The organism is Klebsiella sp. KE9456 (assembly GCF_043832615.1).
GTDB lineage: Bacteria > Pseudomonadota > Gammaproteobacteria > Enterobacterales > Enterobacteriaceae > Klebsiella > Klebsiella indica.
In genome coordinates this window covers 60,190-67,240 of the sequence record NZ_JBDYQK010000025.1, presented here as the reverse complement: position 1 = coordinate 67,240, position 7,051 = coordinate 60,190, and the positions used below count along the sequence as shown (strand labels likewise).

Genomic DNA, 7,051 nt, shown 5'->3' with positions numbered 1-7,051 from the left:
CGGAACAGACCACGGAATCTGAATGGGTGAAAACGAAAAATGCGTCATGCTCGCCAGAACCACCGATTAACGGAACCGCTCAGCCAGCCATAAACGCAACTGACAGCCCTTAACTGACAAGCATTACAGCGTAGTGACTGCCGTTTTAGCAATGCATGACGACCGCTTAATATTCTGAATTCACGATCACCTCTTCTCCCTGAGAGCCCGCCATTGGCAGAGGCTTATAAGAAGAGTTTGAGGCGCGCATAATACGGATCCCGCGCGCCCCTACCTCCCGGGCAGCAGAAATATCGTTATCTGAATCACCATAGAAAACTTTAATTCTTTTCTCCTGCAACCACTGCGTTTTGGTATTCTGACCCGGTTTATCACCGGCAAAAATAACCGGGTTCATATTCGCCGCCGGGATGTGGAAATCATTCTGTAACGTTTTTGACACCGTTTCTGTTTTGGTCTGCGTGCGGCCGGTGACAAAATAGATGCTGTCGCCACGTTTGACATGCATGGCGATCAACTGCCGGGCCACCTCTTTCGGCATACTGAATTCATCCCAGCCGTTATTCATTTTTTCCCAGAATTCCGGGTTTTTCAGGTAATCATCGCTGCCAGGAGAAAAGGTGTTTTGCCCGCGCCAGAAGCCCGGGCTGGAAAACAGGACGGTATCGTCAATATCAAAGCCGACGGCCATCGGCTGGCGCCCCAACAGGCTATTCTCGATCTGGGCGACGGAGACCCAGTGGATGGGCGCCTGTTCGGCGAGTTTCGCCATATTTGTGCCCACCCACAGCGGTTGCGGTGTGGAGGCACGAGCAACAACGGCGCTATTTAGCGTAAACAGTAAGCAGACGGCGCCAAAGGCAAGGGTGATCTTACGCATATTTATCCTTAAATCATCAGTTAATTATTATCGCTAATAGCGCAACAGATTAAACGCATTATGCACCATACACCGTGCGTCGTGCCGCATAAACATCTTTTGCAAAACTATCAGAGGAAACAATCATGATCACATTGTTATAACTGGCTTATTAATCTTCTCAGCGCGCATGTTTACATTTTGTAATATTTCTTGAACTAATTATATTGTGTGATAAACCACACACCCCGGTCATCATTCTGTATCCGTATTCACAGTATTGTATCGTTCTCCTTCTCGCGATCCAGACGATGATAATATACTAAATTTTTACATAGTCGCATGGATGTCAAATGATAATATCATATACAAATAACACCGACAGCAAATGGCCATACCGAACGGCCAGCGTTATTTTATTTTTGGTATTATTGGCTATTTCCACACTATTCCTGCACGAAAGATTTATCACATTATCAGGCACGGACAGAATGCGCCTTGAAATGTATAAATCAACACTAAACTCCACTATCGAACAATATTACATCCTGCCTTATATGTTATCTATTGATAAAGACATAATACAATCAATAGCAGACAGTAACGATATACAAAAAAACTCGTTAAATAAAAAAATTGAATACCTTAACCGTCATTTGAAAACCGCCGCTATTTTTATCCTGGACGCACAGGGTAAAGCCATCGCGTCCAGCAACTGGCAGGAAGCAGGCAGCTATGTCGGTCATAATTACAGCTATCGCCCCTACTATAAACAGGCGATGGCCGGGCTAAACGGGAAATTTTACGGCATCGGCAATACGACCAACAGGCCTGGTTTCTTTCTCTCCACCAGCATCAAACAAAATGGCGAAATTATTGGCGTCATTGTCGTTAAAATTAGCCTTAATGAAATTGAGAATATCTGGTCAGAGGGGCCAGAAAATATTATCGTAACCGATGAGCACAGTATTATATTTCTCAGCTCACAGCCACACTGGCGACTGAAATCTTTGCAGCCGCTACCGATAAATATTATGAAAAAACTACAATCTACCCGTCAGTACAGCATCAACAATCTGGCGCCCGCAGATTACTACCCCTGCTTTACATTAGGGGGCTTTGTTTTTTTAAAAAATGAGGCGCATCAATCATGCATTTTCCCGGTATTTTACACTCAACAGATCGCTATCCCGGAATTTAACTGGAATATGATGATCATCGTGCCGTTAGAAAATGCCTACTGGACGTTTGGCGTGACTCTGGCGATCACCATCGCCACATACCTGCTGGTGCTGATATTTATTAAATACTGGCGGATGCGTCTGAAAAACCAGCAGTTGCTCGCACAGGCAAATGAAATACTGGAAAAGCAGGTTAAGGAACGAACTCAGGAACTGGAATCAATTAACCAAAAACTGATTCGGGAAATGAAAGAACGCAATCAGGCTGAGCAGGTGCTGCAACTCACTCGTAGCAAACTGGCGGAATCCAGTAAACTGGCAGCGTTGGGGCAAATGGCTACCGAAATCGCTCATGAGCAAAATCAACCGCTGGCAGCCATCCATTCGCTGACTGACAATGCGCGTATAATGCTGGCTAAAGGGATGTATTCGCAGGTTGATCAAAACCTTAAATACACCATTTCCGTCATCGAACGCATGACGCAACTGATGTCGGAATTGAAAACGTTCGCCTCTCGTCACCGGGTACCGAAGGGATCCGCCGATGTCATCAAAGTGATGTACAGCGCCGTCGCTCTGCTGAATCACAGTATGGAAAAAAATCATGTCGAGCGGCGTATCAAAGCGCCTTCAATACCGCTTTTCGTCGGCTGCGATGAATTGGGGTTAGAGCAAATATTCAGCAATCTGATTTCTAACGCCCTTGATGCAATGGAGCAGCAGCAGAATAAACGCCTGGATATCGCGATATATTGTCTGGAACACCGGGTCATCGTCACGTTAAAAGACACCGGTCCGGGTTTCTCTTCCCAGGCGATCGATCGCGTATTCGAACCTTTTTTCACAACCAAACGCAGAGGTATTGGGTTAGGTCTGGCGATCGTCAGCGAAATTATCAGGAATTCTAATGGAATAATTCGAGCCGATAATCACCCGGAAGGCGGCGCGATTATTACGCTCTCATGGCCAGAATGGCGAGGAAGCGACAATGAAAATAAATAATGATGTGTCCATTATTTATATTGAAGACAGTGACGATGTTCGTTTTGCCTGTGAACAAACGCTAATGTTATCAGGCTATCACGTTATTTCCTTTTCAAATGCCGAACAAAGCCTGGCGGAAATCCGCCGCCGAACAAATATCATCGTCCTGACCGACGTGCGGCTCCCCGGCTTATCCGGTCTGGATTTACTTCAACATGTTATTGAAATAGATGCCGAAATTCCGGTTATCTTAATTACCGGACATGGTGATGTCGAGATGGCCGTGGAGGCCATGCGCAACGGCGCGTGGGACTTTATTGAAAAGCCGTGCAGCAGTGAGAAATTACTCGATATTATCGCCAGAGCCGCGGAAAAACGCCGTCTGGTGGTAGACAATCATCAGCTTCTCGCGCAGTTACAGCAAGAAAGAGGTCCGCTATTGATTGGCCGCAGCGCGGCAATGCAGCAACTGCGCAAGACGATAATGAACGTGGCCGACACCGACGTGGACGTGCTGATTTACGGCGAAACCGGCAGTGGTAAAGAGGTTGTCGCGCGTATGCTTCACCACTGGAGCACACGCAGCGGCGGCCCCTTCGTCGCACTGAACTGCGCCGGGCTGCCGGAAACCCTGTTCGAAAGCGAAATTTTCGGTCATGAAGCCGGCGCATTTACCGGAGCAGTCAAAAAACGCATCGGAAAAATAGAACACGCCAGCGGCGGCACATTGTTCCTCGATGAAATAGAAGGGATGCCGCTGGGCATGCAGGCCAAACTGCTGCGCGTATTACAAGAGCGTACTATTGAGCGTCTGGGAGCCAATCAGTTAATCCCGGTGAACTGCCGTGTTATTGCGGCGACCAAAGAAGATCTGCTGCGCCGGAGTGAAGAAAATCATTTTCGTTCAGATCTCTATTACCGCCTGAACGTCGTCAGCCTGAACATCCCGCCGCTGCGGCAGCGGCGGGAAGATATTCCCGAGCTTTTTTACTGGTTTGCCAGCCAGGCGGCGCAAAAATATAACCGTCCCCTGCCGGATATCTCTCCCATGTTGCTCGCCTGGCTGCAATCACAGAGCTGGTCCGGCAACGTGCGGGAACTGAAACACACCGCCGAGCGCTTTGTTCTGGGGCTGCTGGCCCAACATCAGACCGTGCCTATGACACAGCAGGAAGAGCGCGGTCTGACCGCCTGTATCGACGCATTCGAGAAAAAGCTGATTGAAGATATGCTGCGGCAAACAGGGGGGCAGGTCAGTTTAACTGCGCGGCTATTACAACTGCCGCGCAAGACGTTATACGACAAACTGAATAAGCACCATATTCACCCACAAGTCTTCCGCTTTACGGAATCAACCAGCTAGCGCGGCAGGCTGAGCGTGTAAATGAAGATCGATCCCTTTTTCAGCATAATGTTCCACCACCCAGGACCAGAATGTCGCCGGAATGGGAACGGTTTTGTCATTACGTTCCCGGATGGCCGCTTCCGGCATTCCGGGATAGATTACGCCTTTTCCATCCGGCTGCGGACGCGTCGCCAGCAGATAATCGGCAAAGAACTGCCCTTTCTCGTCCGCCAGAACCGAGAATTTATCCGGATCGATCAGCAGAGCAAACAGATGGTTATGCGCCGATCCATCCGGACGATGATCTTCAGCGATTGTTTCGCCGCCGGAGAGGATCCCCGCCATCATCTCGATCGCCAGCGCCAGGCCGAAACCTTTATGTTCGCCAAACGGCAGCAGCGCCCCCGCGGGCGACGTAAACAGTACACCAGGATCAAGACTGGGATGGCCTTGTGCGTCAATCAGTTGTCCCGGTTTGACCGTCTTGCCCTGCGCTGACAAGACGCGCGCTTTATTTAACGCCATGCTACTGGTGGCGAAATCCACCAGAATTGCCGGACGTCCATCTTTAAACGGCCAGGAAAAACAGAACGGATTCGTGGTCATACGCGCTTCGGCCCCTCCCCAGGGGGCGACGAGCGCGGGTCGACCGGTCACGTTGCTCATCGCCAGCATAGCCAGCCCCTTATCCGCCGCCATCTGTCCGTAGTGTCCGAGACGTCCCAGATGGTGTGCATGGCACAAGGTAAGCAGACAAAATCCCTGCTGCCGCGCCCGCTCTATCGCCGCCGTTAACGCAATCTTCCCGGCATATTGCCCGAAACCATTGCAGCCATCGAAACGCAGCAAGTTACCTTCATTCGCCGTACATTTCGGTCGGGCGTTAACGGTCACATCGCCTCTGGCGATGTTATCAAGATACTTCGGCAGTAACGTGACGCCGTGGCTGGTAAAACCATAACGCTCAGCCTCAATCATATGTTCAGCCACATCCTGGGCGATATCGGCATCACAACCATTTAACTCCAGAAGACCGGCGACTAACCAGCGCACCTTCTCTATTGCGATTTGTAATGACATCATATGCTTCCTCACATCAGGCCCAATAGCTTCCACCAGGTGGAGGCAAACAGCAGCAGCAATAGGTAGCCAATTACGGTGAGCCAAATCCCCACGCGGGTAAACTGGCGCGGTGTGAATGTATCCGTTCCCAGACACACCATATTTTGCGGCGCGTTAATTGGCAGGATGAAGCCGAAACTCATGCTAAAAGCCAACATGATGGTCATTCCGATAGGATTTACGCCCAGCTCAGGCGGCAGGCTACTGAGCAGACTAATCAAAATCGGCAGTAGCGCGGCGGTCAGCGCCGTGGCGCTGGCGAATCCGAGATGGATCAAAATCAGGAAGGCGGCGAGAATAGCAAAGATTGCCAGCGGCGGTAGCGCGTCAAGACCAAAGCCCTGCACCACATAGTTGGCCATCCAGGAAGCAGCCTGGGTATCAAGCAGAGTTGAGCCCAGGCTGATACCAATACCAAACATCAGCAAAGTTCCCCACTGTACCCGCTTCTCAACCTCTTTCCACTTCATCACGCCGATGCCAGGGAGCAACATCACAGCAAGCCCGGCCAACGTCACCGAGGTGGTATCGATGCTGTGCAGTTTTCCGCCCGTTGCCCAGAACACCAGCAACAGCAGAGAAATCGCGATCAGGCGTTTTTCTTTGCCCGTTGTCTGTCCCAGCTCCGCCAGCGCCTTTTTAATGGCTTCACTGCCCCCTTCAACACTTTCCGTTTCCGGCGGCAACAATTTCCGGGCGAGGAAATAGAGGATCACCGACATCATCAGGCTCCAGGGCGCGCCAGCCATCAGCCAGTTAAGCCAGCTAATCGTATTATCCGCACCGAAGGTTTTATTGATAAAACCGATAGCGAGGAGGTTTTGCGCGGCGGAGGTCTGGATGCCGATATTCCAGATGCTGGTCGCCTGTGCAATCACAATCATCATTGAGGCCGCGAGGCGGGATTGTTTATCAACCTTAAACGCTGCGATAACCCCCATCATGATCGGCACCACGCAGGCGGTACGCGCGGTGGCACTCGGCACCACAAGGCTCAGCACGATGGTGACGGCAATTGCGCCAATAATAATGCTGCGGCTGCTGGCGCCAATTTTCGACATCGTAAACAGCGCAATTCGTTTATCCAGTCCAGTGATGGTCATCGCCGCGGCGATAAACATTGCCGCGGCAACCAGCGCCAGAGCGGAATTAGAAAAACCGGATAGCGCCAGTTTAAGCGCTTTCGAGGTGCCTAACATATTTTCCGGATGATGAATATCCGGCGCAAATCCCACCATAAAAATAATCAGCGCGGAAATAACGATCGCGCTTGCCGTATAATCCATCGCTTCGCTGATCCACACGATAATCGCAAAGACCAGAATGGCGATCATATGTTGACCGGCGACCGGTAATGCATCACCCAATGGCAAAAAAGTAATAATCAGACCGGCAATAATAGCCAACCATAAACCGGGGTTAGGAATAATTTGACGCTTGTGCGGAGCGTCATTAGAGACTGAAGACATATTCACCTCACTGTGAAGGATAAAAGACCTGCTCCGGTATTGCAGTTGCTATGCCAACTATCTTTAAAATATAACTCGTTGTTGTTTATTG

The 7,051-nt window shown here is 50.1% G+C and carries 5 protein-coding genes; 2 read left to right on the top strand and 3 right to left on the bottom strand.

Annotated features, from left to right (window positions below):
• Positions 1-166: 166 nt before the first annotated feature.
• Positions 167-880: an acid phosphatase AphA gene (gene aphA / locus ABK821_RS21375; protein WP_308560727.1), complete on the bottom strand. Its 714-nt coding sequence runs from the start codon at positions 878-880 to the stop codon at positions 167-169.
• Between the two features lie 332 nt (positions 881-1,212).
• On the opposite strand from aphA, the gene ABK821_RS21370 reads away from it, so the two are divergent.
• Both ABK821_RS21370 and ABK821_RS21365 read left to right on the top strand, forming a co-directional pair.
• Positions 1,213-3,042 (top strand): ATP-binding protein, encoded by a 1,830-nt coding sequence (locus ABK821_RS21370; RefSeq protein ID WP_138360846.1) that lies wholly within the window; start codon positions 1,213-1,215, stop codon positions 3,040-3,042.
• Positions 3,029-4,387 carry a sigma-54-dependent transcriptional regulator gene (locus ABK821_RS21365; protein WP_374043486.1) on the top strand — a complete coding sequence of 453 codons (1,359 nt, stop codon included), beginning with the start codon at positions 3,029-3,031 and terminating at the stop codon, positions 4,385-4,387. The genes ABK821_RS21370 and ABK821_RS21365 overlap by 14 nt, the downstream gene beginning before the upstream one ends.
• On the opposite strand, the gene ABK821_RS21360 is transcribed toward ABK821_RS21365, so the two are convergent.
• Both ABK821_RS21360 and ABK821_RS21355 read right to left on the bottom strand, forming a co-directional pair.
• Positions 4,376-5,449, bottom strand: a complete 1,074-nt coding sequence (locus tag ABK821_RS21360) for an Ldh family oxidoreductase (protein ID WP_308560841.1) — start codon at positions 5,447-5,449, stop codon at positions 4,376-4,378. The genes ABK821_RS21365 and ABK821_RS21360 overlap by 12 nt on opposite strands.
• Before the next feature lie 11 nt (positions 5,450-5,460).
• Positions 5,461-6,960 carry a DASS family sodium-coupled anion symporter gene (locus ABK821_RS21355; RefSeq protein WP_343178765.1) on the bottom strand — a complete coding sequence of 500 codons (1,500 nt, stop codon included), beginning with the start codon at positions 6,958-6,960 and terminating at the stop codon, positions 5,461-5,463.
• Between the last annotated feature and the right edge of the window lie 91 nt (positions 6,961-7,051).

Excerpts from the sequence above, each read along its gene's own strand:
- ABK821_RS21355 (WP_343178765.1), bottom strand. The coding sequence starts at position 6,960 with ATGTCTTCAGTCTCTAATGACGCTCCGCACAAGCGTCAAATTATTCCT.
- ABK821_RS21365 (WP_374043486.1), top strand. The coding sequence starts at position 3,029 with ATGAAAATAAATAATGATGTGTCCATTATTTATATTGAAGACAGTGAC.
- ABK821_RS21360 (WP_308560841.1), bottom strand. The coding sequence starts at position 5,449 with ATGTCATTACAAATCGCAATAGAGAAGGTGCGCTGGTTAGTCGCCGGT.
- ABK821_RS21370 (WP_138360846.1), top strand. The coding sequence starts at position 1,213 with ATGATAATATCATATACAAATAACACCGACAGCAAATGGCCATACCGA.
- aphA (WP_308560727.1), bottom strand. The coding sequence starts at position 880 with ATGCGTAAGATCACCCTTGCCTTTGGCGCCGTCTGCTTACTGTTTACG.